The organism is Chitinophaga sp. SVR4-12A, assembly GCF_056754765.1.
The window spans coordinates 190,026-212,906 of sequence record NZ_JBPGWP010000002.1; the positions used below are offsets into that span (position 1 = coordinate 190,026).

Here is a 22,881-nt window from a genome sequence, read left to right on the forward strand (position 1 = left end):
TAACGAACCTCAAACCTCAGACCTCAAACCTCAAACATGAAAAATTAGAACATGCAACTAAACGTCTTCAGCACCGATAGCGAAAAAAGCGGCTTCCGCCTCCAATACATGGAGGTGTTAAACTGGGGCACTTTCGACGAAAAGATCTACGCCATCCGGCCCATGGGAGAAACCAGCCTGCTCACCGGCGCCAACGGCAGCGGCAAAACTACTTTTGTAGATGCCCTGCTCACCCTCATCGTGCCCGAAAAACGTTACCGCTTCTATAACCAGAGCAGCGGCAGCGAGAAGAAAGGCGACCGTACAGAAGACAGCTACGTGCTCGGCGGCTTTGGCGCCATCAATAACGAACAAACAGGTACTTCAAAGACAGAATATCTGCGTGAAGATAAAGACACTGCTTACAGCATTCTGCTGGCCCATTTCGCCAATGAAGCCGGTCAGCAGGTGAGCCTTTTCCAGGTACGCCATTTCCAGAACGGGGATATGAAAAAGTACTTCGGCATTGCCCATAAGGCCATGACCATAGAAGAAGATTTCAAGCCCTTTGACCTGGGAGGCAACTGGAAACGCCAGATAGACCAGCGCTACAATAAAGGCGCCCGCAAACAGGTAGAATGGTTTGACGCCGCCAGCCGCTACGCACAGCGAATGGTGGAAGTACTGGGCATGCAAAGCATGCAGGCGCTTCAGCTTTTTAACCAGACCGTTGGTATCAAGGTGCTGGGCAACCTGGATGAGTTCATCCGTCAGCACATGCTGGAGCCGCGCAATATGGAAGATGAGTTCCAGGATCTGAAAAAGCAGCTCTCTACTTTACTGGATGCCCAGCGCAATATTGAAAAGGCAGAAGAACAGATCCGCATGCTGCAGCCACTGCAGGAGCATTATGAGCGTTTTAAATCGCTGGAAACATCGCTGGAGCAGCATAAACAAACCCTGCAAACGGCCCTGCTCTGGAAGAACTACATCCGCAATGCCCTGCTGCAAACAGCTATCAGGGAAAGCAACTGGCAGCTGAAAGCGCTGCAGGAGCAATTGCAGTCGGCCCGTACCGAACTGGAACAGCTCAACGAAGAAGAACAGAACACCAACTACCAGATCCAGCATAATAAAGCAGGACAACGCCTGAAAGACCTGGAAGCACAGATCCAGGAAAAGGAAGCAAAACAGCAACAGGCGCAGGCAGCACTGTCTGAGTTCTCTGCCTGGTGCACCCAGCTGAAACTCTCTGCCACCACGCCTACAGACGAACAAAGCTACCAGCAGATCAAAAAGGAGAACGAACGCAAGCTGCACGCCCTCAACAACGAAAAGCGCCTGAATGATGAAGATGATTTTGAGGCCCGCAACCAGAAGAAAACCGCTACCGCCCATCGCGATGCACTGGAACAACAGTTGAACAGCCTGCAGCTGCAGCGTAACAATATCGACTATCACCTGGTACAGGTGCGCAAACAGCTCTGCGAAGCCCTTAGTCTCGATATTTCCCAATTACCCTTTGCCGGTGAGCTGATCGCTGTAAAGCAGGAGGAAATAGAATGGCAGCCCGCACTGGAAAAGCTGCTGCGACCCTTCGCGCTTCGCCTGCTGGTACCAGATAAGCATTACAAACGCGTTACCAAATACGTGAACTCCCAGTCCCTGGGCACCCGCCTGGTATACGAGCATGTAACGGACACGGCTATCCTGCAATATGCAGAGAAAGATACCGTGCCGGAGAAGCTGCAGTTCCATCCTGAGCATCCCTTAAGCAAATGGGTGGAGCAGGAAGTGATCCGCCTTTTCAACTATACCTGCCTGGAAGATGAGCGGCAGCTGGCAAAGTACGAAAAGGCCATCACCATCAACGGCCTGGTGAAGAACGGTCACCGGCATGAAAAGGACGACCGTCCCGGCCGTAATGATCCCAGCCGCTATGTACTGGGCTGGAACAATGAAAGGAAACGGGATGCCCTGCTGCAAAAGCGGGCTGCCCTGGTAGACATGATCACGAAAGCAGGGGAGACCACTGCCCGCTGTGCCGCTAAGGCCAAGCGGCTGGACGAACAATACTACGCCAATACCAGGATCAAAGAGCATAAAGGCTTTGAAGAGCTGCATGCCGCCGCTATTGCCAAAGCCATACAGAAACTCCAGGCACAGGCAGGAGAGCTGCGCCAGGGCAACGAAGCATTGAACGTGCTGAAAAACCAGCTCTCTGATATCCAGCACCGCAAAGCGGCCATGGAAGCCAGCCGGGAAGACCTGCTCCGCGAAGAGACCCGCCAGAAAGACCGCCTGGAAAGCTGGCAGCGGGAAGCAGAAGCCCTGCTGCCCCTGCTGGAAAACTTCACGGAAGAAGACAAGGACGCCCTGCTGAAATTCCAGCAGCAGCACGCAGAAAAGCTCTCCACGGTACAGCTGGATAACCTGGAAGAGATCTACAGCCGCTTCAAACAGGAAGCCGAAACACAGCGCGAAACCCTGCAGGACAGCCTGAATAAGGAGGAAAAGAAGATCGCCGTTCAGGTGTCCCGCATCAAGAACCCGGGTCACGAGCTGGCTACCCGCTTCCCCGACTGGCCCGCTGAAGTACAGCACCTGCCCGAGGATCCGCGCTATATCACCGAATACATGGAATGGCTGGAAAAGCTTACCCGCGATAACCTGCCCAGGTTCAAGCTGGACTTCGAGAACTTCATGAACGTAACCATCACCCATAAGATAGCGGGACTGAAAGAAACGCTGGACAAGTGGGAGCGGGATATCGACAGCAGTGTGAAACGCCTGAACGATTCCCTGGCCGGTATTAACTTTAACCGTATGCCCGACACCTATATACAGTTGGGTAAACGCAGCATGCCTGCGGGGACAGATATCCGGGAGTTCCGCCAGCGCCTCCTGGAAGCCCTGCCACAGGCGGCCAACTGGCAGCAGGAGAGCTTTGAAGCGAAATCAAAGCACTTTACTAACCAGGTACGCCCCCTGATTGATGAAATGGACAGGAACGAAACCTACCGCAACAAAGTGCTGGATGTACGCAACTGGTTCGAGTTCTGGGCAGACGAAAGGTACCGCAACAATAACGAGCTGAAGAAAACCTACCGCCAGATGGGACAGCTCTCTGGCGGCGAAAAGGCCCAGCTCACCTATACCATCCTTTGCAGCGCCATCGCCTACCAGTTCGGCATCACCCGCGAAGGCAAGAACAGCCGCAGCCTGCGCTTCATCGCCGTAGACGAAAGCTTCAGCAACCAGGACGAGGAAAAAGCCACCTATCTGATGGAGCTCTGTAAACAGCTGCACCTTCAGCTGCTGGTGGTAACGCCAAGCGATAAGATCCAGATCGTACAGGAGTTTATCGCCCACGTACACCTGGTACAACGGGTGAATAACCGCACCAGCACCCTGTATAATATGACGGTCAAAGAGCTGAGGGATAAGCTGGAACCGGTGGCCTGAGCTGCATATTCGCATATCCGCCCCTAAGCTGTCTGGATGCCGGCCGGCATCCCTTTTTTGTATGTGTAAAACATTTTCTCCGAACTATTTGTTTTAATTCAGACAACCTCGTCGCCTTTTGACTCGTATCCATGAGAACCACAGCTTTGTATCTTATGGCACAACTTAGAGAGAGCATACTTAAAGTAATAGCCTACTTTGATATGTTCAGTCATCCGGTAACCACGGAAGAGATCCATCAGTTCCTCGATCAGCCCATCAGGGAAGAGGAGCTGGAACCAGCATTAGCGCAGCTGTTAGATAAACAACTGATCTGGCAGATAGGAGAATTCTATGCCCTTAGGAATGATTCCCAGCTGGAACAGCGACGACTGAACGCAAATATGCTGGCGGTAAAGCGCCTGAAGCTGGCCATGCGTATTGCACGTGTGCTGGCCTGGTTTCCTTATATCAGGGGAATAGGTATTTCAGGGTCTTTGTCCAAGAATATTGCCCACGAAGGATCGGATTATGATTTCTTTATCATCACGGCCGCCAACCGGCTTTGGATTGCCCGTACCCTCCAGCATATTTTTGTGAAGACCTTCTCCTGGCTGAGGTTACGGTACTATTGCTGCCTGAACTATTACATAGATGAACGGGCGCTCGAAATAGAAGAAAGAAACATCTTTACCGCCACAGAGGTCATTACATTGTTGCCTGCCTGTGGTAAGCGCAGCTTTCAGCAATTCTTTAAAGCCAACCAATGGGCCCATGACTTTGTACCGAATGCTGCATTCAGAAAATTGCCTGCAAAGGAAATATCATCGCCATTAAAGAAACTGACGGAGTGGGTGTTGAACAACCGGCTGGGCGACCGCCTGGATGATGCGCTGATGAAGTTCTTTTCGCGGCGGTGGACAACGCTCATGTCCAGGAAGAAAATCACCGCAACCGGCTTTCAGCTGGGCGCTGTGGTGATCGAAAAGCATCTCTGCAAGCCGATGCCCCAGCATTTTCAACAAAATATCCTGAACAGGTTTGAGCAAAAGGTAGCCGATGTGAAAAAGCAGTATGCGGTCATACAAGATTGAAAGCCTATCTTTTTCGAAGCGAAATAATGTAGTAGTCCCCGATATGCCGCCAGGGCCATTTCCCTTTCCACCTGTCTTCCAGCGCAGTTAAGAAACGGTATGTCTTCGGATACCTGGCAGGAAGCTGTTCCAGGTAGGAGGGAGGCGCAATGGTACATAAGCCTTCCAGTCCCAGTACTTCATAATCCTGTTGCAGCACTTCGGTAACAAAGGAGGACTTGTAATACCAGCAGGTAAAGGGGATCCCTTCTACATAAGCAGTTACGCCTTTTTTGCTGTTGGATCTCCTGAAAGCAAGTTTGAATTGTCCCCGCAGGGCCAGTATGGTTTCCCAGAGACAGAAGGGGGGCAGCAATACCAGCGTTATCTGGCCTTTGGGCTTCAGCAAGGGCCACATGGAAACCAGCACCTGCCTTAACTGCCCGGTACAATTCAGTCCTGCAAAATTTGAAAAGATCAGGTCATAGGGGCCTTTCTGTTGTAAAGTATGGAGTGCCGTGAAAGAACATTTCTCAATGCTAACCTGTTTTTCCAGCTGATGGGCTTTTACTTTGGCTGTTAATGCCTCCAGCATGCCATCTGCCAGGTCAGTGGCATGTACCCTATGCCCGGCCTGTGCAAAGTAAATGCTGTCTTCACCGGTGCCGGCATTCAGTTCCAGTATATGGCTGCCGGGAGAGAGAAAACGGTTCACATGCGCCCTTACACGGGACCTTTTGTATTGAATGATCGTATTGCCCGTATAGATATCATCAAACACGGCAGATTGTTTACTAAATGCCGAAGCCGCCTGTTGCTCATTAATAGTATGCTGGTCAGTTCTTTCCAATGATATCCAGTTTAAGTTTCGCGATAAATGCAGCAGGGATCAGGTAAATCGCAGAAACAGCGCGCTTTACCGTTTCTTTGCTGATGGTACGCGGGTGCTGCAGGATCTTTTTTACCTGGTCCAGCGCCAGGTGTTTGCGATAGCTTTTGTGCACATAGTAGTACAGCTGCTTATAGAAAGCCGGCTGGTAAGTATTCTTGAACATCAGCATCATTTCATTCGAATCCGTCCAGTTGGTCTTTTCCTTCAGGTCTGCTTTTACTTTTTCGTAGAAAACAGTGCCTGGTAGTGGATACGACACAGAGATACCAATGCCGTGCGGCAACAGCTCATTGATCATACGGATCGTTTTTTTGATATCCTCTTTTGTTTCCCCGAGGTAGCCAAACTGTATGAAGAAAGATGGTTTGATATGATGCTCCTTTAATAACCTCGTAGCTTTATAGATCTGGTCGATGGTGGTTCCTTTGTCCATCGCATCCAGTATCTTTTGGGAGCCGCTTTCAGCGCCCATCCATATATCATCACAGCCGGCCCTGGCAAGGGCCTTGATGTAATTGTCCTGCAGCAGCAGATCGGCCCTGGCCTGGATCTTGAATTTAAAGGACAGCTGTTCTTTTTCCACCAGGTCTGCAAATTCATACACCCATCCCGGCTTTAATCCGAAGATGTCGTCGCTGAACCAGATATGGTCGAAGTTGAATTTCTCTTTCAATAGCTTTAATTCCCTTACAACATGCTGGGGAGAGCGCGCATTATAGCGGTTACCATAGATCGGTTTGGCGCACCAGTTGCACTTGAAGGGGCAACCCCTGGTAGTGCTCATGTTCAGGGAGAAGTAGCCCATATGGCTCATCCAGGATTGCCGGTAAGGCCCAATATCTACCAGGTCCCAGGCGGGCAGGGGCAGGCTGTCAAGATCTTTCATGACGGGGCGGGCCGGTGTTCTCACCAGGTTGCTGTTTTGTTTAAATGCCAGTCCCGCGATCCCGTTAAAGTCCTGGCCCTTGCGCAGGGCATTTACCAGTTCCAGCAGTGTTTGTTCTGCCTCGCCCATAATAATGAAATCAGCGCCCTCCTGCAGGTATTGTTCGTAATGGTCTGTTGAGTCTGAAGAAGAAACGATCACGGTGCAGCCCCTTTCCTTCGCCAGTTTGCTCATCCTAAATGCCGCCTCCCGCATATTGGTCAGGCACATTTTGGTCAGGTAATTGAACCCGTCGTCATAGATCACGAAAAAGTTGGGTTGATGGGCATCCAGGCTGGGTAATACCTCCTCCGGGGCCTTGGCGAACATGGTGTCAAACAGCGCAACTTCATAGTCATGCTCCCGCAGGAAAGCCGCTGCATACAAGGTGCCTAGCGGCGGATAAGGTTGGCCCGCTTCCCATTGCTTGGGATCAAAGCGCATAAAATAAGAATGCGAGAAAAGTACGCTGTTCATCTGGAACTAAATTATTTGGAATATTACGGACCGCCATTCAAAATGGTTGCCTGTCTTTGGGATTTGTCTTATTATTGCGGATATCTTGCTCGCAATGTCTGTTTCCGGTAAAATATTGTCGGCCGTATACCGCAAATATAACTATTGCCGGGTGGATCTGAGCGCTTTATCCGGCCGCAGCAAATATTTTTACAGGAACGCCCGCGGAGCACGGATGCTTGTTTATCATGGCATTTGTTTGCAGGAACATACCAGGTTCAACACTATCTTCCTGCTGCAGCAAACATTTGAAACGCATCTTCAATACTTTCAACAGTACTTCAACCTGATGTCGCTGGAGGACTACTACCAGCAAAAGTTCCGGGACGATCGCTTCAATATCTGTATCACCTTTGATGACGGATTTGCCAATAACTTCCATTATGTGCTGCCCCTGCTGGAAAAATACCAGGCGCCGGCTGCCTTTTTTATTACCGCGATAAGGGACGCCGGTTATGATATTCTGTGGAACGATTTTATGAGCATGCTGCAAAAGTATGGACCAGCCACCCTTGACTTTAAGGGCCGGCAGTTCCATAAGAACCGGCATGGAAGATACATGGCAGCAGATGGCGATAGCCTGTTGTCACTGTTGCAGGCCGGCGGCTTTGATGATAAAGCAGCGCTGCTGCACCAGCTGTATACGTTTGTGCCTTTCCGTGAGAACGGCATTTCATCAGATTACTGGCTGCAGATGACGCCTGAGCAGGTAAAAGCGCTGGCAACATCTCCCTTTGTTACCATTGGTTGTCATGGGTATTATCATAACGATCTGGCAAAGATTCCCATCGCAGATGCTGCTACCGAAATGATACAGTCTAAGCAATACCTGGAACAACTCACGGGTCGCCTGGTAAAGGCCATTGCTTTTCCCTACGGCAGCTATTCTCCGGCGGTAATTGCAGCGGCGAAAAGCGCGGGCTTTGAGCAGCTGCTGGCCCTTGACTTTCTTTCTCCTGCCGATCATGCAGATCCTTCCATGCGGGAACGCCTTACCATGAACCCCTTCATTTCAGTGCATAACCAGTTACATGCGATCGTCAATGGAAAATACACGTGATCAGGACACCGGGAAGGAGTATACCATCACAAGGTTGAATAGTGACAACCTGGCTGACCTGGAGCAGCTCTATGAAGCAGTTTACGGGCGTAAAGTGCGTCCTGGTTTCTATAAAGAAAAATACAATACTGCCTATACAGGCATTACCTGTATAGGCTATATCGCCTATAGCCTTCAGCATGAGCCGGTGGCTTATTATGGGGTGATTCCCTGTTTCATCGATTATGCAGGCCGCCGGATAACGGCTGCACAATCTGCTGATACCATGACGCATCCCGGCCACCGGTATAAAGGTATGTTTGCAGAACTGTCCCGTCTTACTTTCGCTTTGTGTAAGGAATCGGGCCTGCAGCTTGTCTTCGGGTTTCCCAACCAGCATTCCTATCCCGGGGCTATCCGTATGGGCTGGAAGGAAACGGAAACAATGTCCTTTTTTGAGGTGCGGGTAGCTGCCTTGCCACTGGCAGCGCTCTCCCTCAGGTGGCCTTTTATGAAAGCATGGTACCAGCGTTATCAGCGGGCTGTTATTGCCCGCTACTCCTTGCCGCTGGCAGGTGTATGCAACACAGTGCTGAGCGGCGATGCGGCTGGCGTAGAGCGCAGCGCTTCCTACCTGGCTTATAAAAAATATCATGCTACGCAGGTGTTGCAGATCGGACAGGCAAAGATCTGGGTAAAGCTGGGCCCTGTATTGCTCATTGGAGATATGGAGCAGGTAGATGATAACAACTTTGACAGCGTTATGCATCAGCTGATGAGGATTTGTCGTCGTCTGGGCGTCCGGCGGCTCACTTTTCATGTCAGCCCGGATACCCGCCTGCATCGTTTATGGAGCGCCCGGTATAAAGCGCTTCCGTCATATCCTGTCCTGTTCCAGGACTTTGGAGCAGCGCTGCCCCTGGAAAAGATTAAATTTACTTTTGCAGATATAGACATTTTTTAGCGCATGAGGATCCTTTTCGGCACATATGTCACCATCCCTGAATTTCATCAGCCGGATGCGTGGCTACATCGGATAGAAGGGTATAAAGAAATATTGGAAAAACTGAGCGCGGATAACGAAGTGCTCAGCATAGAGCAGATCAGCTATGAAGGAATCTGTCATTTCAACGGTGTCGAGTACCATTTTAAGCGCTTCGTGTATAAACATAAGCTGGCCCGTTTTTTCCCTTTTGAACAACATCACTATATGCGGCAGCTGCAGCCGGATGCAGTGATCGTGCATGGCCTCCATTTCGCCATTCAAACTATTCTGCTCCGCCTGAAACTGGGCCGGAAAGTAAAGATCATCGTACAGCATCACGCTGAAAAGCCCGGAAAAGGTATCCGTAAATGGATACAGTGGATCGCCAGCCACTGCACGGATGCCTATATGTTTACCGCGCGTGAAATGGGGATGGAATGGGTGAGGGCCGGCAATATAAGATACCCGGCCAAAATACGGGAGGTTATGGAAGCTTCCTCCATTTTTTATCCGGAGAACAAGGCGCAGGCAAGGGCAAAGACAAAGGTGTCCGGCGAAACGGTATTTCTTTGGGTGGCGCAATTGAGCGAAAGAAAAGATCCGGTTACCGCAGTAAAAGCATTTCTCCGGTTCCTCCCGCATCACCCGGGAGCCCGTCTGTATATGGTTTACCAGGCCGGAGAACTGCTGCCAGCCATCGAAGCTCTGCTGGATGCTGATCCGGCATACCGGCAGGCCGTTATTCTCGTGGGCCGGGTGGCGCACCGGGAGCTGCAGCCATGGTTCAACAGCGCGGATTTTGTGATTGCAGCATCTCATTATGAAGGCAGCGGGGTAGCAGTAGTGGAGGCTATGTCTTGCGGTTGTATTCCCGTACTGACGGATATTCCGCCTTTCCGGATGATGACAGCTAATGGTCAATGTGGGCTGCTGTACCCTCCGGGGGATGTGGCAGCCTTACTGGCTGCGCTTGTTAGAACGCTCAGTATGGATAAGGAAGAGGAGCGCCGGAAAACATTGGAACAGTTCCGTTCCCGGCTGTCTTTTGAGGCTATTGCGAAGGAGATGGAAAAGGTAATCGCTTCTGTATAACAAGGACGTTAGCGATGGTCTGCCAGGCTTGCCTCGTTGTAGCCAAATAACCGCAGGAAGGCGCTGGCGCTGTCGCGCATATCGTAGGGTAATACCTGTACGCGTTCCTGGGGAGCTTGTTGCAGCAATTCCAGTGTTTTTTGGATCATGGCTGCTTTATCTGGTACAATATGCCAGTTCGGGATATCGGCGTCCATAGGTCTGCAGAAGCTGATCACCCGGGCGCCTGCATACAATGCTTCTATCATCACGCCACCAAAGCCTTCGTAAGAAGAGGTATGCAGCAGTATGCGGCTTCGCTGCATTAATTGCAGAACTTCCTGGTGAGGTACTTCGCCGTAGAGGCGTACATTGTCCTGCAATCCAAGCCGCTCCACCATTGCATTGATATTTTCTGCTTCCACTCCTTTCCCGCAATGAATAGCTTTAACGCCTGGAATATGCTGTTTCACTGCGCTGATCACCTCAATGAAGACGTCATACTGCTTTAAGGGGATAAGGTTGCCTACGCCTATTATGTCAATATCCACAGGGCCCGACACCGGGGGAAAGCTAAGGGGAATGACACCATTCGGTATAACATGCGCCGGTTTAATGTGGTGGCTCCTGTAAAATTCCCTTACCTGGAAATCTGACATAGTTACCAGGGATCCGGGAGCCGGCCGGATAAGCCGTACCAGTTTATTGATCGCTCGTGCATCCTGCCCCATTATCCAGGTGAAATGTTTTAACTTGTAAAAACTGCCGAAGTATTTTCCCACCAATGCGGTTTGCCCGCAAAAGCAACTCAGGAGGCCAATTATATCATTTGTTTTAGTGAGCGCCCGTAGCTGCCGCCACACTATTATCCATGACCATAATAATTTCAGCTTTCTTCTGAGCTTCTTTTTACCCATACAGATCACCGTATTATTATGCCATTGGTAAGTGGCAGTAAAGAAAGGGTAGTTGAATGCCAGCACAATAACGTTTAAAGCAGGGGATACCTCGTTGAGCGACTTGACCAGCATTTGCAGGGCGGGCAGACAGGTGGTATCTGCTTCATTTTCTGCAAAGCCGGGCGTAAGGATGACAAGTGTCTTCCGGGAATCGTTCATTAGTTCAATGCCGTTTGGGTAAAAATAAGAACAATCAGGTAAAGTTTTTGATATATATCCCCCGGAGCAAACATGAATCATTATGAAAAGCACCGCGCAAATAAAGGGACACCCCATACACCCCATTCTTGTTACTTTTCCCATCGCATTCTTTATCGGAACACTCATCTTTGACATCCTGGCCCTGGCAAATAACCGTACTGATTTTGCCTTTGCTGCCTACTGTCTGCAGATAGCCGGCGTTGTAAGCGCATTGCTGGCTGCCGTGCCTGGTATTATCGATTACTTCTATACCGTGCCGCCCAAAAGCTCAGGTAAGAAACGGGCTACACAACATGGTATACTGAACGTGCTGAACGTAGTGCTCTTCTTCGTTGCCTGGCTGCTGAAAGAAGACCGGGTTCTGCCGTCTTTTCCGATACTGTTAATGGAAATAGCCGGCATCGTGATATTAGGCTTTGCAGGATGGATGGGCGGTACCCTGGTATACCGTAACCAGATAGGAGTGGATATCCGCTATGCAGGAGCTGGTAAATGGAAAGAGATGCATATAGATGGCCATCAGCAACGGGTGCAGGTAGCCACTGCTGATGAGCTGAAAACAAACCAGATGAAGCTTGTGCATGTGGATGATAAACGCATTGTGATCGGCAGAACAGAAAAGGGTTATGTAGCCTTTGACGACCGTTGTACGCACAAAGGCGGATCACTGGCCGGCGGCGCCCTGATATGCGGCACTGTTCAATGCCCCTGGCATGGATCGCATTTTGATACATCCGGCGGGCAGGTAAAAGCTGGTCCTGCAAAAACAGGGATCACCATTTATCCTATCTCAGAGGATAACGGAAAGGTCTATCTTAATTTATAGCTCATGGCTATTGTGTAGGCAGGGCCACAGTATGCAGAAAAGATTCCCCTGGCAGGCGCTATTTATACAGGGACTGATCTTTCAGGTAATCAATGCCCTGGTCTTTGAGATAATGAATACCCCATTCGCTGAGGAACTCATATAAGGGGGAGAATGATTTGCCCAAAGGCGTTAACGCATACTCCACCCTGTAAGGTTTCATTGACAACACGGTCTTTACGATCAAACCATCCTGTTCCAGTTGCCTGATCTGTTGTGTCAGCATTTTTTCAGAAATGCCCGGCAGGTTATCCCTTATTTCACTGAAGCTTTTCTTTTCGAAACGGTGCAGGTGCGACAGTGGTTTCTTCCAGTTAGTACGACCTTTTTTCGCTAATATTGATGAAATGAAACACTATAACCACACAGCCATCACATGGAAAAAGGAAAAGTAGTACCCAGCCTGTACGAATGGGCCGGCGGCCAGGAAGCATTGGAACAACTGACGTCTGTATTCTATGCCAAAGTATTGAAAGATGATCTCCTGTTCCCGGTTTTTCAGCATATGTCTGCAGATCATAGCAAACACGTGGCACATTTCATTGCAGAAGTTTTCGGAGGTCCTAAGTTATATACCGAAGGCGATAGCGGCAGTCATGCTACCATGGTAGCCCACCACCTCGGCAAAATGCTGGACGAGCCTAAGCGTAAACGGTGGATGGCTTTATTACTGGAAACGGCTGATGAAGTAGGCCTTGCAGATGATCCTGAATTCCGCTCTGCATTGGTTGGCTACCTGGAATGGGGCAGCCGCATAGCAGTGATCAATTCAACTGCAGCAGTGAACCCGGTGAATGAGCAGGAGCCGATGCCTAAGTGGGGATGGGGAGAACCGGGCGGGCCGTATCAAGGCTGAAAGATATTTTGATAATCATTTGTTAACGACGGCAGTTATTTTTTAACTGCCGTTTTTGTTTTGGGTTTTGATGTGGTTTTACCCTTACATTTGCAGCGTTTGTGAAACAAGTTATTAGTAGATGTTAACCTGCTGACAGCAAAGTTTCCTGCTTATTCTCCTCTACAAGACGTCCGACTACAAGTGAATGATAAAAAAATTTGTTACCTGTTACGTTATACGTTATATTTGTATGATCGTAAGTATCTATCATAAGGGCCTGAAGAGGCTCTGGACAAAAAACGATGCTTCTAAATTACCAGCCGATCAGGTCGAAAAGATCAGAAATATCCTGTCTTTGATTGACGCCGCCGAGAAAGTAAGTGATATGAACTTTCCAGGCTCAAATTTGCATCGATTGAAAGGAGATTTAGATAAATACTGGTCAGTAACCGTTAAAGCCAATTGGCGGATAATTTTCCAGTTTGAAGAGGGGAAAGCTTATCTAGTAGATTACCTGGATTATCATTAAAAAAAGACGCTATGTTAAAAAGAGGCATGCCGCCCAGCCATCCGGGCAAAATTCTAAAGAATATGTACATGGAGCCGCTGAATCTTACTATAGGAGAAGCAGCGGATAACCTTGGCATTACCCGCAAAACCTTGTCTATGCTGCTCAATGAGCATCAGGGCATCAGTGCGGAGATGGCTTTGCGTTTAGCAAGAGCCTTTGGTACTACCCCAGAGCTCTGGATGAATTTACAACGCAACTACGATCTGTGGAATGCTGAAGAGAAAATCAGCTTGACGCAGATCAGGCTTTTTAATAAAGCGAAAGAATTAAAGGCAGAGACAATGATATTAGAGGAAAAGAGTAGCCGGGCATCAACAAGGGCAAGATAGTGGCGGTACATTACTTCCCCTCCAACACCACCCCCAATCCATCCTCTTCCGGGCTCTGGTACTTAACCCCCTTTATCTCTCCACCCTTCATCGTTACGATCATCGGGTAAATATCCTTCTCCTTCTCCGGGTACCTGATCACATTTCCACTATCCACCAATACCTTACTGCTGCTCATTACCTCATTCCCTAATTTGATCCTTAACAGCTTCAGGGACTGCGCCCTGGTAAAAATATACTTCACATCCTGTCCGGATGTATAATGCCGTTTCACAAAATCTTCCGCCGTACTGATACATCCCTCGCAACCCTGGTTAGGGATGATCACATAATACCCTGTTGGCAACAGGTGGCCATCTACCGTCCGTAAAGCCTGTAACAATTCTCCATGTGGCTGTTTACAGGCAAACAGCGATGACAACAGTAATAATTTACAATACCATTTTAATCTGTCCATATTGTGCAATGTTCTGGTCATGATTAGCAGCATTCAGGAAGTATAATCCATCGCTGGTGAGGAAGAAATTATCCAGCACCAGTCCCTTGGGCAACGGCGCTTCGCCCAGGTATTGATAGTTGTTATCAAAAGCGATGATCTTTGCATGTTTCTCACCAATCTGCGCTGCATCCAGTTCTTCCGGCGCAGGCGGCAGTTGCAGTAAGCGGTAATACCGCTGATGATATTGATCGTATATAATATTCCTGTAAGAAGGAGTAGCAGTAAAATAGCGGAGGGCTTCATCCGGGTCTTCCATTTTTTTATTCCCTTTGGGCAGCGTTGTAGCAGTGATGCATTGCTGCTCCCGGGTACCGGCGTATACAGCATGGATCTGCCAGGCGCTGTCTATCACCTGCAGGTAATGATCTGCCGGAAGGCTGAGCAGCAGCTTAGCTTCCGCTGCATTATAAGCTGCATATGGGCTGCGCATATGTACGCCTCCCCAGTTGCCGCTGTAATATATCTTTGGATAAGGTACTTTATAGTCAACCTTTCCATCCGGCAGGTGCACAATGGAACAGATAGTTCTGCCGGCTGGCACATCGTTTTCGTGCTCGCCGATCAGGTACCCGGTGCCTATTAGCTCATTTCCCCTGAAGATGAGAGGTGCAGCATTGCCGGCATTGGGAAATGCAGGGTTGAAGGCATGGCTGGGTTGCAGGCCTTTCCTGATAAAAGACCATTCGCTGTACACGCTGTCCCGCCTCATGCTATAGCAGTAAAGCTTAAAAGCGCCATAAGCATATAACAGCACGCTGTCGCTGTTCAGGTAATGCATAAACGTGATCTTCTGATCAATATGCACAGCTTGCGCAGACCTGGGTAACACGGGCGCCGTGCTATCAGACACCGGGTATTCCAGCAGGCGTTTGTTATAGCTGTCAAATACTACGAGCGTATGGCTGCGCTCAACATAATCAACCGGTGTTTGTACACCAATCACCAGTGAGCTATCCAGGAAAAGCCGGAGTATATTGCCGATGGACATCTTCAGCGGGATCACCGCGCCGCGGTCTTCCGTACAGGAACTGACAGGTCTTACTTTTTTTCCGCTACAGCCAATAATACAGGTGAATACTACAGAGAACAGGAGGGGGGCTACGATAATGGTAGTCCCCCGGGCAGTACGCTTACTGTACATAGATCGTACAATTAGCTACTTCTCCTTCCAGTACGGAGCCGCAGTAATAATAACGCTGGCCATCGTACACTTCTGATTTACATTTTCCGTTCTTGATAGGTTGAGGGCCGGCGCAGGCAATAGAATGTGCAGGTGGAACCCAGCTCAATACGGCTACGCTGACAAATGCCAACAGAATAAAGGCTTTTTTCATCTTAATGGATTTTTGGGTCTGGAATTAAAGGGTTTATCCATTTCAATATACTCTTTTTTCCGGATTTGAGAGGGGGAATGCATTATGTCACCCTAAAACTGCAGGTGGTCAATACAAAAGGATGTAGAGAAGCGGCAAACGGTAGGTTTGCTAAAAATAACGATATGCAAAACACTACAAGACAAACCTACCTGGACTGGCTGCGGATCATCGCCATTGTAGGCGTGCTCTTATTCCATGCCACTTCTCCTTTCGCCGAATATTATGACTGGCATATCAATAATGCCACCAGCAGCACGCTCTTATCTGAATTCGCCTTCTGGCTCAGCGGCTTCAGGATGCATCTCTTATTCTTTATTTCGGGCACTGTATCCTGGTTTATGGCCAGCAAGCGCAGCGCCGGCGGCTTCATAGGGCTCCGTTTCCGCCGCCTGTTCATTCCCTTACTGGTGGGCATGCTGGTGGTCGTACCGCCGCAGGTGTATATGGAACGCTTAACCCAGGGTTATAAAGGCAGCTTCCTGGATTTTTATCCCAGCGTCTTCAATTTCCGTCTTTACCCTGCAGGCAATTTTAGCTGGCATCACCTGTGGTTCGTTGCCTACCTGTTTATTTATGATATTGTGCTGGCGCCCTTCTTCGCCTGGGCCGTATCTCCCCGGGCAAAGAACTTTGTGAACAGGCTGGCTTTCTTTGCAGCAGGCAAACGTATTTACCTCCTGGTGCTGCCATCCGTCATATGGTTCTCATTAACCGTGCTTCGCTTTCCGCAGGATCAACGGGTAGTGGGCGACTATTGCTTCCTGCTTTACTGGGCGCTGTTCCTGCTGGCTGGTTTTATCTGTATCCTGCAGCCCGCGCTGATGGACAGCCTGGAGCGTAACCGCCGCTTTTCCCTTTCTATGGCATTTTTATGTACCCTAATCATAACGGCCCTGCGCTGGAGCAAGTTTGATCTCGAAGTATACCTGCCCGATTGGGAGACCAGCTGGATAACCCCCTTCTTCGTTGCACGTCGTGCATTGAACGCCTGGTTTTGGGTGTTTGCCCTGGTGGGATACGGTAAAAAATACCTCCATAAAAGGCCCGCTTATATGGATTATCTGAACCAGGCTATATACCCCTTCTATATCCTGCATCAGACCGTGATGGTCATTATAGCCTACTATGTGGTGAAGACAAACGAAACCATTGGTATGAAATATGTCTTCCTTGTGCTTACTACCCTCGCCATCTCCATGGGGATCTATCACCTTTTTATCCGTCCCTTTGCTATCACCCGTTTTCTCTTCGGGATGAAAAGCAGCCCTAAAAAGTCTCCTGTCAAGGAAGCTGCAGGTATACCTGTTAACAGTCTGAAACCCGGATTAGAACTGGCCGGAGCATAAAAGATTTGCGATCTTTGTTAAACTTGATCATTATGTTTAAAAACTGGTGGAAATATATCTTTCCTGCATGCTATGGGCTGTGTGTCTATATCAGTATCCGCCTGGTGACGGATGTGATCATCGGCAGCCGTTTCTGGATGCGCCCGTGGAAAGTAAATGCAATTGAGATCGGGGGATCGGTAATTGTAGGCTATATCATGGTGGCCGCCATGCACTGGATGCTCAAACGGAACCTGCAGCGCTATCATCCGCCCATGCGCACACGGGAGGTCATGAAGGAGTTTGCCGGTGTAACGCTTTGCACAGAGTTGATCTGCACACTCACTATTATTCCGATTGCAGCCTTTACAGACGACGGCGCTCAGTGGTTTGATGTAGTGAACATTTATATGATCCCTGCATTATACAGCCTGCTGTATTATGCGCTCATCCGCGGCAACGCCTTTCTGAGAAAAAGCTATGAACAGCAGCTGCAGATAGAGAAGATCAGCAACGATCAGCTGCAGACTGAACTGCGGTTCCTCAAAGCCCAATACCATCCTCATTTCCTGTTCAACGCCCTTAATACGGTGTACTTTCAGATGGATGAAGACGTGAGCCGGGCCAAGCAAACCATAGAAGAGCTATCAGAACTGTTGCGTTACCAGCTGTACGATCAGCAGCAAACCGTTAGCATAAGGCAGGAGCTGCAATACCTGCAATCCTTCATCAACCTGCAGCGCATCCGTATGAATGATCACCTCTCGCTCAGCGTTCATTTTGATGAAGCATTGAACGGCCAGCAGGTATACCCGCTGCTCTTACTGCCCCTGGTAGAGAACGCATTCAAGTATGCCGGCGGCGAGTACTGGATCCGCATAGCAGCTACATTGAACAATGGCAGCCTGCAGTTTGAGGTAAGTAATGCCAAGCCGGTCTTTGTACCTAAAAGAAAGGCAGGGGGCATTGGCCTGGAAAACCTGAAAAGAAGATTAGCTTTGCTGTATCCCGGCAGGCATACGTTGAACATCAGGGATGAGGAAGATAGCTTTGCCGCTGACCTGTCCATCCAGATCTGATCAAATAATAAACTATGAAGATTAAGTGCGTAATAACCGATGATGAACCGGTAGCCCGTAAAGGGATCAAAGGCTACGTGGAAAAGGTAGATTTCCTGGAGCTGGTAGGCGTTTGTGAAGATGCTGTTGCATTAAATAACCTGCTTCGTGAAAAAGAAGTACAGCTTCTCTTCCTGGACATTGAAATGCCTTATATCAACGGACTGGAACTTTTGCAAAGCCTGCCGCATCCGCCCAAGGTGATCTTCACCACCGCATATGAGCAATATGCACTGAAGGGCTTTGAGCTGGAAGCGGTTGATTACCTGCTGAAGCCCATCTCTTTTGAGCGTTTTCTGAAAGCTGTGAACAGGGCCTATGAGCTGTTTAAAACAGTACAGCAGCCGGTGGCGGACTACCTTTTTGTCAAAACGAACGACAAGCTGGTAAAAGTGAACTGGAAGGATATCATCTACATAGAATCGCTGGAGAACTATGTCAGCATCTATACTGCTCAAACCCGCTACATCACCCATATTACCCTCAAATCAGTGATTGAAGGCATCACCGACCCGGCTTTTATCCAGACACATAAATCCTTCGTGGTAAATGCAGCTAAAATAACGGGTATTGAAGGGAACGTGATAGAACTGGGTAAATTCCAGGTGCCCATTTCCAGGAGCATGAAAGAAGCCGTAATGGAAAAGATCGTGAATAACAGGTTGCTGAAACGGTAGTCACTCTTTTGCTGCTACGATAATGATCCGTTCTTTTTCCAGCACCATGCCCATAATGCTCATGCTTTCTTCTTTCTCCTCTGCTGTTTCAGCGATCCGGAATCCGGCCTGTTCCAGCTGGGCAATCGCGGCAGGGGCATCGTATAACCTGAACCCGTATTGTGTGAAAGGAAGCTGCTCCATAAACGCGCGGCTGCGAATGCCGATGCTTAAGCGGCCACCTGCCTTAAGCACCCGGTATATTTCCCGCAATTGCACCTGTGGGTCTTCCCAGAAATAAAGGGTGTTCACGGTATACACTTTATCAAAGAACTGGTCTGCATACGGCAGCTCGAGCCCGTTAACCAGGGTGAAATGAGCAATGCCTTCCGCCACCAGTTGGGTGTTCATTTCCTGTGCCGCCTGCACCATCGTTTCCGAGATATCCACGCCATAGTACCGTAGGCCAGCCGCGCGGGAAAGTAAGTAGGGTACATAGCCGCCGTTGCCGGGACCTATTTCCAGTACGGTATCCTGGTCCTGGCAATCCAGCAGGTCAATGGTGCGCTGTATCATGCCGCCGTTATTCACGTGCATATTACCGGCTACTTTAATGCCCTCTTCACCTTGTGGGCGACTTAACTGGCTGGCAATGCCGCGGGCATCCAAATGGTGACTGTCATTGTTGCTCATAGTACAATAAACGCTTTAAAAAAGAGAGCCAGGCTCTACTGCCCGGCCCTGCTTACAGATGATTATTTCGTTGCTAATTTTTGGGGTACGGTATAGATCAACTCCGCCACACCGGCTGTCTTGGCGCCTACCCGCGCATAGAGATAGCCTTTCGCTATGAGAGATGGCGGAACAGTCACACTCAGCGTAATAGGCGCTGTAATATCCGTTATCTCTGATGCCGGTTTGGAGGTGGAGGCCACGCTGTTCACCTGGTCTACGATAGTAGTAGCGCCCGCGTACAGCGTTACGGCATCCAGCGGCAGGCTGTTATTTACCTGCTGGAGGGTGAAGGTAGCGCTAAGCGTGGTGCCGTTCTGTGTAAAGGAAGCACCGTTGATCATAAAATAAGGAGTGACCGGCACATCTATTTCCGTAGCACCGTTTACGTTAACGTCTATGGTATCGCTGTTATTCACCCAGGGGCCGTTTCCTCTCAACAGCACCAGCTTATATTTACCATCAAAAACAGACGCGGAGAAGGTGCCGTCCTGCGCCAGGTACATGGGTATTTTGGTGCTCAGTTCAAAACCCGGCTGCCACAATTCCAGCTGCACACCATTGGAACGCAGACCGATAGGCTGCTTCTGGTAGCTTACCTGGCCTTTCAGTGTAGAGGCAGGCGCCTCATAGTTATCCTTTTTACATCCTGCAAAGCTGGCTGCAGCCATTGCCAGGAAGAATATAAAATGTCGCATAGTCATGGATTAATGGAATGGATTTTTCACAATTTTAGGATTATTATTGATAACTCCCTGGTCAATGGAGGAATAATAATTGCTTTTTTTATGGTAATTTTATTTTATGCTTAACCTGAGATTCAATTACCCCTCCGTGAAAGCGGAAGCCGATATTTTTGAGCAATATATAAGAGGACTGCCTGAGCATGAAAAATACGGAATGTTGTCTCCCGGTTCATTCTGGCCTGAGAATCCCGTTGTACAGTTGCTGGGCCAGTGGCTGCAGCTACCGGCTGATACCCTGCGCTACCGCTCAGAAGTGATCAGCACCTGCAGCGGCAACAGCGCCCTGCACTGCATCCTTACCTGGTTCCGGGATACGGAACAAACCGCTGCTATCGAGGAATTTACCTATACATCTTTTAAAGCCAGCGCCGGAGAGCTGGGCTATGATATGCATACCATCACCTGCGACGAGCAGGGAATGGTACCGGAGGCACTGGAAGAATATCTCCGTTCACATAATACCCGGCTCATTTACCTGCAGCCTACCATACACAATCCTACCTGCAGCGTTATGTCCCTGCAGCGCAGAAGAGATATTGCCACCGTAGTGAGGAAATTCAAGGATGTTTATATTATCGAGGATGATGCCTACCGCTTTCTGCATCCGTCGCCGCCGCCTACTTTCCTGCAGCTGATGCCAGACCGGACCTTGTACGTTTGCAGCTTTTCAAAAACATTCAATCCCTTTGTAAGGATCGCCTATATTGTTTATCCGCAGGGACTGCTGAAAGGAGTGGAGAATGTGATCCGTTACACCACCAGCGGCAGCTCCGCATTGTTTGGCAATTTTACGGCCTACCTCATGAAAGATGATCTGCTGCAGGGAGTAATAGCAGAAAAGAGAGCAATTGCGGTTCAGTTACACGAAAAAATAATACAGATCTTCCAGGGCTTAGACTATCAGACTTTTCGCGGCAGTTACCATACCTGGCTGAAACTGCCTGATTCACTGGATGCCCCCACATTTATCAATGAAATGCGCTCCTGGAATATCGATCTCATGAGCAGTGAAGATTTCTCCACTACGCAGCGCCAGGATTACGTACGCATTGCCTTTGGCGCTGTATGGGATGCGCCGGAATTGCTGTCTGCCCTCAGAACAGTGGCCAATGCCGTGCGGAAATACAGCGAGCTTTGAAGGGCGCTTACTCACTGATCTGGTACTGGGACATCAGCCGCAGCAATACACCATTTGTCCATCCAAAACCATCCTGGGTAGGATACTCGCCTCCGCCGGCTGTCAGGCTAAGGTCCGTTACATTGTACTTCTCCATCAGTTTGCCGGTGTGCTGGTATACCTGCACATTCAGCCGTACCCATCTTTCTGCGATCTTTTTCGCCAGCGCTTTCGCACCATAGTTATTCAATCCGGCGATCGTTACCCACTGCAGCGGCGCCCATCCATTAGGATAATCCCACTGCTCGCCGGTATTCTTTAATGTGGTGACCACACCACCGGCTTTCAGGAACTGTGTATTGATCTTTTGCTGTACAGCAGCAAGCTTGCTTTTATCCGCCACATACAGGAAGAATGGATACATGCCTGCCAGTGTAAGCGATGTGGAAGGCTGGCGCGTGAGCAGGTCATAATCCACGTACCACCCTGCTTTGTCAGACCAGCAGTAACGCGCTATGCTGCGCTTTCTTTTGGCCGCCAGCTGGGTATACTGCTGCGCCTTTTGCGGGTTGCCGGCCAGCTGCTGCGCTTTGGCCATGGTCTTTTCCAGGTGATAGAGCAGGCAGTTCAGATCTACCGGTACCTGCGCCGTAACGCGTATGGTATGCAGGTCCTTGCCGTTCCTGAACCAGCGGCTGCTGAAATCCCATCCGCTTTCTGCAGCGGAACGTAATTCGCGGAAGATCCCCTTGGCAGGCGGGGGCAATTTGGCCGCTACCGCCATATCTTCTTTATAAGCCTCCTGACGGGGAATATCATCCTGGTCATAGTACCGGTTCAATATGCTGCCGTCCGGCATTTTTACTATGTGTTTGGTGGGCGCAGAGCGATCCATATAATAGTCATACTCCTTTTCAAGTTCCGGCAGGTAGCTGATGTAAATGCTGTCTCCTTTGTGCTTCGCCAGGATATCCAGCATTAAAGAGAAAAAGGGCGGCTGTGAACGGCTGAGGAAATACGTACGGTTCCCGTTCGGAATATGCCCGTAACGCGAAATGAGATACGCAAAGTTCCTCACCATGTTTTCTATAATCAATATACGGCCGCTCTCTTCCAGTCCTAACATGGTAAAATAACTGTCCCAGTAATAGATCTCCCTGAAGCGGCCTCCCGGTACGATATAAGGGTGGGGAAGGGGCAGCAGTGAGCTGTAAGGCCGTTCCATATTTGGGTCCCTGAGCAGCACATTCCACAGGTGCTGTATATGTGCCGTAACAGACCTTTCCTGGCCATTAACGGCCGCCGCACGGATACCCGAATCAGGTGGCAGGAAACTGGTCTTTATAAATTCGGCCAGGTTAAAAGCAGGCTGCTGCCGTGCGGCATCATACCGCATCATGATGCTGTCCGGGCTCGTTACTGGCACGCAATCTACAAAGGTCTTGTTGTCAGGGAAAACGCCTGAGAGCTGAACTGTCTTAAAAAGGGGGCCATACAGCTGATCAGGGGGCTTGGTAGTTTGCGCCCTGAGCATGGGCGCACAGATCCATAACGTAAGGAATAGCAGAAGCGCTTTTCGCATGATCATTAAGCGTTAGTAATCGAATTTAAGTGAATTATAGATA

Annotated in this window: 23 protein-coding genes; 13 read left to right on the top strand and 10 right to left on the bottom strand. The window is 49.4% G+C overall.

The features are described 5' to 3' along the window. The first annotated feature begins 51 nt into the window (after positions 1-51). On the top strand, positions 52-3,444 hold the full coding sequence (locus tag ACR9Y8_RS27015) for an ATP-binding protein (protein ID WP_481216409.1): 3,393 nt from the start codon (positions 52-54) through the stop codon (positions 3,442-3,444). Positions 3,445-3,599: 155 nt separating this feature from the next. Beyond that, positions 3,600-4,517 (top strand): hypothetical protein, encoded by a 918-nt coding sequence (locus ACR9Y8_RS27020; protein ID WP_481216410.1) that lies wholly within the window; start codon positions 3,600-3,602, stop codon positions 4,515-4,517. Positions 4,518-4,521: 4 nt separating this feature from the next. Here the strand turns inward: ACR9Y8_RS27020 and ACR9Y8_RS27025 are convergent, their stop codons facing one another. Further along, positions 4,522-5,346: a class I SAM-dependent methyltransferase gene (locus tag ACR9Y8_RS27025; protein WP_481216411.1), complete on the bottom strand. Its 825-nt coding sequence runs from the start codon at positions 5,344-5,346 to the stop codon at positions 4,522-4,524. Further along, positions 5,333-6,790 carry a B12-binding domain-containing radical SAM protein gene (locus ACR9Y8_RS27030; protein ID WP_481216412.1) on the bottom strand — a complete coding sequence of 486 codons (1,458 nt, stop codon included), beginning with the start codon at positions 6,788-6,790 and terminating at the stop codon, positions 5,333-5,335. The genes ACR9Y8_RS27025 and ACR9Y8_RS27030 overlap by 14 nt, the downstream gene beginning before the upstream one ends. Positions 6,791-6,884: 94 nt before the next feature. Here ACR9Y8_RS27030 and ACR9Y8_RS27035 point away from each other — a divergent pair, with 94 nt between their 5' ends. The 3 genes from ACR9Y8_RS27035 to ACR9Y8_RS27045 are packed head-to-tail and all read left to right on the top strand — an operon-like array spanning position 6,885 to position 9,945. Next, on the top strand, positions 6,885-7,889 hold the full coding sequence (locus ACR9Y8_RS27035; RefSeq protein ID WP_481216413.1) for a polysaccharide deacetylase family protein: 1,005 nt from the start codon (positions 6,885-6,887) through the stop codon (positions 7,887-7,889). Further along, positions 7,873-8,832, top strand: a complete 960-nt coding sequence (locus ACR9Y8_RS27040; RefSeq protein ID WP_481216414.1) for a GNAT family N-acetyltransferase — start codon at positions 7,873-7,875, stop codon at positions 8,830-8,832. Before ACR9Y8_RS27035 ends, ACR9Y8_RS27040 begins: the two co-directional genes overlap by 17 nt. A gap of 3 nt (positions 8,833-8,835) precedes the next feature. Further along, complete coding sequence (locus ACR9Y8_RS27045; protein ID WP_481216415.1) at positions 8,836-9,945, top strand: glycosyltransferase family 4 protein; 1,110 nt, start codon at positions 8,836-8,838, stop codon at positions 9,943-9,945. A gap of 8 nt (positions 9,946-9,953) precedes the next feature. Here ACR9Y8_RS27045 and ACR9Y8_RS27050 read toward each other — a convergent pair whose 3' ends face one another. Then, entirely contained in the window at positions 9,954-11,042 is a 1,089-nt protein-coding gene (locus ACR9Y8_RS27050; RefSeq protein WP_481216416.1) for a glycosyltransferase family 4 protein, read from the bottom strand. Positions 11,043-11,124: 82 nt separating this feature from the next. Here ACR9Y8_RS27050 and ACR9Y8_RS27055 point away from each other — a divergent pair, with 82 nt between their 5' ends. Further along, complete coding sequence (locus tag ACR9Y8_RS27055; RefSeq protein WP_481216417.1) at positions 11,125-11,910, top strand: Rieske (2Fe-2S) protein; 786 nt, start codon at positions 11,125-11,127, stop codon at positions 11,908-11,910. A gap of 58 nt (positions 11,911-11,968) precedes the next feature. Here the strand turns inward: ACR9Y8_RS27055 and ACR9Y8_RS27060 are convergent, their stop codons facing one another. After that, a complete protein-coding gene (locus ACR9Y8_RS27060; RefSeq protein WP_481217219.1) occupies positions 11,969-12,298 on the bottom strand; it encodes a winged helix-turn-helix transcriptional regulator in 330 nt (109 codons plus the stop codon). Between the two features lie 27 nt (positions 12,299-12,325). On the opposite strand from ACR9Y8_RS27060, the gene ACR9Y8_RS27065 reads away from it, so the two are divergent. The 3 genes from ACR9Y8_RS27065 to ACR9Y8_RS27075 all read left to right on the top strand — a co-directional run bounded on the left by ACR9Y8_RS27065 (position 12,326) and on the right by ACR9Y8_RS27075 (position 13,687). Beyond that, positions 12,326-12,805 carry a group II truncated hemoglobin gene (locus ACR9Y8_RS27065; RefSeq protein ID WP_481216418.1) on the top strand — a complete coding sequence of 160 codons (480 nt, stop codon included), beginning with the start codon at positions 12,326-12,328 and terminating at the stop codon, positions 12,803-12,805. Between the two features lie 232 nt (positions 12,806-13,037). Continuing rightward, positions 13,038-13,316, top strand: coding sequence for a type II toxin-antitoxin system RelE/ParE family toxin (locus ACR9Y8_RS27070; RefSeq protein ID WP_481216419.1), 279 nt, complete (start codon positions 13,038-13,040; stop codon positions 13,314-13,316). Positions 13,317-13,327: 11 nt separating this feature from the next. Next, positions 13,328-13,687: a HigA family addiction module antitoxin gene (locus ACR9Y8_RS27075; RefSeq protein ID WP_481216420.1), complete on the top strand. Its 360-nt coding sequence runs from the start codon at positions 13,328-13,330 to the stop codon at positions 13,685-13,687. 10 nt (positions 13,688-13,697) lie between these two features. On the opposite strand, the gene ACR9Y8_RS27080 is transcribed toward ACR9Y8_RS27075, so the two are convergent. The 3 genes from ACR9Y8_RS27080 to ACR9Y8_RS27090 are packed head-to-tail and all read right to left on the bottom strand — an operon-like array spanning position 13,698 to position 15,520. Then, entirely contained in the window at positions 13,698-14,144 is a 447-nt protein-coding gene (locus ACR9Y8_RS27080; protein WP_481216421.1) for a hypothetical protein, read from the bottom strand. Continuing rightward, entirely contained in the window at positions 14,119-15,327 is a 1,209-nt protein-coding gene (locus tag ACR9Y8_RS27085; protein WP_481216422.1) for a DUF4221 family protein, read from the bottom strand. The genes ACR9Y8_RS27080 and ACR9Y8_RS27085 overlap by 26 nt, the downstream gene beginning before the upstream one ends. Next, positions 15,317-15,520, bottom strand: a complete 204-nt coding sequence (locus ACR9Y8_RS27090) for a hypothetical protein (RefSeq protein WP_481216423.1) — start codon at positions 15,518-15,520, stop codon at positions 15,317-15,319. The genes ACR9Y8_RS27085 and ACR9Y8_RS27090 overlap by 11 nt, the downstream gene beginning before the upstream one ends. A gap of 164 nt (positions 15,521-15,684) precedes the next feature. Here ACR9Y8_RS27090 and ACR9Y8_RS27095 point away from each other — a divergent pair, with 164 nt between their 5' ends. Genes ACR9Y8_RS27095 through ACR9Y8_RS27105 form a run of 3 tightly spaced genes read left to right on the top strand, consistent with a single transcriptional unit; the run spans position 15,685 to position 18,682 of the window. Next, the gene (locus ACR9Y8_RS27095; RefSeq protein WP_481216424.1) at positions 15,685-16,908 is read left to right on the top strand and encodes an acyltransferase family protein; all 1,224 of its coding nucleotides are present in this window, start codon (positions 15,685-15,687) and stop codon (positions 16,906-16,908) included. 32 nt (positions 16,909-16,940) lie between these two features. Beyond that, entirely contained in the window at positions 16,941-17,966 is a 1,026-nt protein-coding gene (locus ACR9Y8_RS27100) for a sensor histidine kinase (RefSeq protein WP_481216425.1), read from the top strand. Positions 17,967-17,980: 14 nt separating this feature from the next. Further along, a complete protein-coding gene (locus ACR9Y8_RS27105; RefSeq protein WP_481216426.1) occupies positions 17,981-18,682 on the top strand; it encodes a LytR/AlgR family response regulator transcription factor in 702 nt (233 codons plus the stop codon). Here ACR9Y8_RS27105 and ACR9Y8_RS27110 read toward each other — a convergent pair whose 3' ends face one another. Further along, a complete protein-coding gene (locus tag ACR9Y8_RS27110) occupies positions 18,683-19,354 on the bottom strand; it encodes a class I SAM-dependent methyltransferase (RefSeq protein ID WP_481216427.1) in 672 nt (223 codons plus the stop codon). A 62-nt stretch (positions 19,355-19,416) separates the two neighbouring features. Beyond that, positions 19,417-20,091, bottom strand: a complete 675-nt coding sequence (locus tag ACR9Y8_RS27115) for a DUF3823 domain-containing protein (protein WP_481216428.1) — start codon at positions 20,089-20,091, stop codon at positions 19,417-19,419. 106 nt (positions 20,092-20,197) lie between these two features. On the opposite strand from ACR9Y8_RS27115, the gene ACR9Y8_RS27120 reads away from it, so the two are divergent. Beyond that, positions 20,198-21,277: an aminotransferase-like domain-containing protein gene (locus ACR9Y8_RS27120; RefSeq protein ID WP_481216429.1), complete on the top strand. Its 1,080-nt coding sequence runs from the start codon at positions 20,198-20,200 to the stop codon at positions 21,275-21,277. A 7-nt stretch (positions 21,278-21,284) separates the two neighbouring features. On the opposite strand, the gene treA is transcribed toward ACR9Y8_RS27120, so the two are convergent. After that, entirely contained in the window at positions 21,285-22,838 is a 1,554-nt protein-coding gene (gene treA / locus ACR9Y8_RS27125) for an alpha,alpha-trehalase TreA (RefSeq protein WP_481216430.1), read from the bottom strand. Positions 22,839-22,881 lie beyond the last annotated feature (43 nt).

Excerpts from the sequence above, each read along its gene's own strand:
- ACR9Y8_RS27020 (WP_481216410.1), top strand. The coding sequence starts at position 3,600 with ATGGCACAACTTAGAGAGAGCATACTTAAAGTAATAGCCTACTTTGAT.
- ACR9Y8_RS27075 (WP_481216420.1), top strand. The coding sequence starts at position 13,328 with ATGTTAAAAAGAGGCATGCCGCCCAGCCATCCGGGCAAAATTCTAAAG.
- ACR9Y8_RS27040 (WP_481216414.1), top strand. The coding sequence starts at position 7,873 with ATGGAAAATACACGTGATCAGGACACCGGGAAGGAGTATACCATCACA.
- ACR9Y8_RS27090 (WP_481216423.1), bottom strand. The coding sequence starts at position 15,520 with ATGAAAAAAGCCTTTATTCTGTTGGCATTTGTCAGCGTAGCCGTATTG.
- ACR9Y8_RS27045 (WP_481216415.1), top strand. The coding sequence starts at position 8,836 with ATGAGGATCCTTTTCGGCACATATGTCACCATCCCTGAATTTCATCAG.
- ACR9Y8_RS27085 (WP_481216422.1), bottom strand. The coding sequence starts at position 15,327 with ATGTACAGTAAGCGTACTGCCCGGGGGACTACCATTATCGTAGCCCCC.
- ACR9Y8_RS27100 (WP_481216425.1), top strand. The coding sequence starts at position 16,941 with ATGTTTAAAAACTGGTGGAAATATATCTTTCCTGCATGCTATGGGCTG.
- ACR9Y8_RS27105 (WP_481216426.1), top strand. The coding sequence starts at position 17,981 with ATGAAGATTAAGTGCGTAATAACCGATGATGAACCGGTAGCCCGTAAA.
- treA (WP_481216430.1), bottom strand. The coding sequence starts at position 22,838 with ATGCGAAAAGCGCTTCTGCTATTCCTTACGTTATGGATCTGTGCGCCC.
- ACR9Y8_RS27065 (WP_481216418.1), top strand. The coding sequence starts at position 12,326 with ATGGAAAAAGGAAAAGTAGTACCCAGCCTGTACGAATGGGCCGGCGGC.
- ACR9Y8_RS27055 (WP_481216417.1), top strand. The coding sequence starts at position 11,125 with ATGAAAAGCACCGCGCAAATAAAGGGACACCCCATACACCCCATTCTT.
- ACR9Y8_RS27080 (WP_481216421.1), bottom strand. The coding sequence starts at position 14,144 with ATGGACAGATTAAAATGGTATTGTAAATTATTACTGTTGTCATCGCTG.
- ACR9Y8_RS27115 (WP_481216428.1), bottom strand. The coding sequence starts at position 20,091 with ATGCGACATTTTATATTCTTCCTGGCAATGGCTGCAGCCAGCTTTGCA.
- ACR9Y8_RS27035 (WP_481216413.1), top strand. The coding sequence starts at position 6,885 with ATGTCTGTTTCCGGTAAAATATTGTCGGCCGTATACCGCAAATATAAC.
- ACR9Y8_RS27015 (WP_481216409.1), top strand. The coding sequence starts at position 52 with ATGCAACTAAACGTCTTCAGCACCGATAGCGAAAAAAGCGGCTTCCGC.
- ACR9Y8_RS27110 (WP_481216427.1), bottom strand. The coding sequence starts at position 19,354 with ATGAGCAACAATGACAGTCACCATTTGGATGCCCGCGGCATTGCCAGC.
- ACR9Y8_RS27120 (WP_481216429.1), top strand. The coding sequence starts at position 20,198 with ATGCTTAACCTGAGATTCAATTACCCCTCCGTGAAAGCGGAAGCCGAT.
- ACR9Y8_RS27050 (WP_481216416.1), bottom strand. The coding sequence starts at position 11,042 with ATGAACGATTCCCGGAAGACACTTGTCATCCTTACGCCCGGCTTTGCA.
- ACR9Y8_RS27095 (WP_481216424.1), top strand. The coding sequence starts at position 15,685 with ATGCAAAACACTACAAGACAAACCTACCTGGACTGGCTGCGGATCATC.
- ACR9Y8_RS27030 (WP_481216412.1), bottom strand. The coding sequence starts at position 6,790 with ATGAACAGCGTACTTTTCTCGCATTCTTATTTTATGCGCTTTGATCCC.
- ACR9Y8_RS27070 (WP_481216419.1), top strand. The coding sequence starts at position 13,038 with ATGATCGTAAGTATCTATCATAAGGGCCTGAAGAGGCTCTGGACAAAA.